The 2,708-nt window shown below is 50.6% G+C and carries 1 rRNA gene; it reads left to right on the top strand.

Going from position 1 to position 2,708, the window contains the following annotated elements:
• Positions 1-78: 78 nt before the first annotated feature.
• Positions 79-2,708: ribosomal RNA gene (locus AB4482_RS18770) — 23S ribosomal RNA — on the top strand; the annotation flags it as partial.

Here is a 2,708-nt window from a genome sequence, read left to right as displayed (position 1 = left end):
AACCTTGGTTAGTTGCCATACGCTTATTTGTCTTCACTTTTTAAAGTGAAAGCAAATAGAAACCCTTTCGGGTTGTATGGTTAAGTGACTAAGCGTACACGGTGGATGCCTTGGCAGTCAGAGGCGATGAAAGGCGTAATAACTTGCGATAAGCCCAGATTAGGTAGTAATAACCTTTTGAGTCTGGGATTCCTGAATGGGGAAACCCACTTACATAAGTAAGTATCCTGTTGTGAATACATAGCAACAGGAGGCAAACCGGGGGAACTGAAACATCTAAGTACCCCGAGGAAGAGAAATCAACCGAGATTCCGAAAGTAGCGGCGAGCGAAATTGGATTAGCCCTTAAGCTTTTAATGATGCAGGTGAAGAGTCTGGAAAGTCTCGCAATAAAGGGTGATAGCCCCGTAACCGACACATCATAATCAGTGAAAACGAGTAGGGCGGGACACGTGATATCCTGTCTGAATATGGGGGGACCATCCTCCAAGGCTAAATACTACTGACTGACCGATAGTGAACCAGTACCGTGAGGGAAAGGCGAAAAGAACCCCTGTGAGGGGAGTGAAATAGAACCTGAAACCGTGTACGTACAAGCAGTAGGAGCACCTTCGTGGTGTGACTGCGTACCTTTTGTATAATGGGTCAGCGACTTAATTTTAGTAGCAAGGTTAACCGTTTAGGGGAGCCGTAGGGAAACCGAGTCTTAACTGGGCGTACAGTTGCTAGGATTAGACCCGAAACCAGGTGATCTAGCCATGGGCAGGTTGAAGGTTGAGTAACATCAACTGGAGGACCGAACCGACTAATGTTGAAAAATTAGCGGATGACTTGTGGCTAGGGGTGAAAGGCCAATCAAACCTGGAGATAGCTGGTTCTCCCCGAAAGCTATTTAGGTAGCGCCTCGGACGAATACTACTGGGGGTAGAGCACTGTTAAGGCTAGGGGGTCATCCCGACTTACCAACCCTTTGCAAACTCCGAATACCAGTAAGTACTATCCGGGAGACACACGGCGGGTGCTAACGTCCGTCGTGGAGAGGGAAACAACCCAGACCGCCAGCTAAGGTCCCAAAGTATAGCTAAGTGGGAAACGATGTGGGAAGGCTCAGACAGCCAGGATGTTGGCTTAGAAGCAGCCATCATTTAAAGAAAGCGTAATAGCTCACTGGTCGAGTCGGCCTGCGCGGAAGATGTAACGGGGCTAAGCTATACACCGAAGCTGCGGCTACGTACCTTAGGGTATGTGGGGTAGGGGAGCGTTCTGTAAGCCGTTGAAGGTGGTCTGTAAGGGCTGCTGGAGGTATCAGAAGTGCGAATGCTGACATGAGTAACGATAAAGGGAGTGAAAAACTCCCTCGCCGGAAGACCAAGGGTTCCTGTCCAACGTTAATCGGGGCAGGGTAAGTCGACTCCTAAGGCGAGGCCGAAAGGCGTAGTCGATGGGAAACGGGTTAATATTCCCGTACTTCTTACAATTGCGATGGGGGGACGGAGAAGGCTAGGTGGGCCTGGCGACGGTTGTCCAGGTTCAAGTACGTAGGCGGGTGGTTTAGGTAAATCCGGACCGCTATTAACGCTGAGATACGATGTCGAGCTACTACGGTAGTGAAGTCATTGATGCCATGCTTCCAGGAAAAGCCTCTAAGCTTCAGATTGTAAGGAATCGTACCCCAAACCGACACAGGTGGTCGGGTAGAGAATACCAAGGCGCTTGAGAGAACTCGGGTGAAGGAACTAGGCAAAATGGTACCGTAACTTCGGGAGAAGGTACGCTCTTATCAGTGAAGTCCCTTGCGGATGGAGCAGACGAGAGTCGCAGATACCAGGTGGCTGCAACTGTTTATTAAAAACACAGCACTGTGCAAAATCGTAAGATGACGTATACGGTGTGACGCCTGCCCGGTGCCGGAAGGTTAATTGATGGGGTTAGACTTCGGTCGAAGCTCTTGATCGAAGCCCCGGTAAACGGCGGCCGTAACTATAACGGTCCTAAGGTAGCGAAATTCCTTGTCGGGTAAGTTCCGACCTGCACGAATGGCGTAATGATGGCCACGCTGTCTCCACCCGAGACTCAGTGAAATTGAAATCGCTGTGAAGATGCAGTGTACCCGCGGCTAGACGGAAAGACCCCGTGAACCTTTACTACAGCTTGGCACTGAACATTGAACCTACATGTGTAGGATAGGTGGGAGACTTTGAAACCGCGTCGCTAGATGTGGTGGAGTCGTCCTTGAAATACCACCCTTGTAGTTTTGATGTTCTAACGTTGGTCCCTGAATCGGGATTACGGACAGTGCCTGGTGGGTAGTTTGACTGGGGCGGTCTCCTCCCAAAGAGTAACGGAGGAGCACGAAGGTGGGCTAAACACGGTTGGACATCGTGTGGTTAGTGCAATGGCATAAGCCCGCTTGACTGCGAGAATGACAATTCGAGCAGGTGCGAAAGCAGGTCATAGTGATCCGGTGGTTCTGAATGGAAGGGCCATCGCTCAACGGATAAAAGGTACTCCGGGGATAACAGGCTGATACCGCCCAAGAGTTCATATCGACGGCGGTGTTTGGCACCTCGATGTCGGCTCATCACATCCTGGGGCTGAAGTCGGTCCCAAGGGTATGGCTGTTCGCCATTTAAAGTGGTACGCGAGCTGGGTTTAGAACGTCGTGAGACAGTTCGGTCCCTATCTGCCGTGGGCGTTGGAAAATTGAA

Origin of the sequence: Vibrio sp. 10N.222.55.C7 (assembly GCF_041473335.1) — a bacterium.
Lineage (GTDB): Bacteria > Pseudomonadota > Gammaproteobacteria > Enterobacterales > Vibrionaceae > Vibrio > Vibrio crassostreae_C.
The sequence above is the reverse complement of the archived record's forward strand: the minus strand, read 5'-3'. Positions and strand labels throughout refer to the sequence as shown.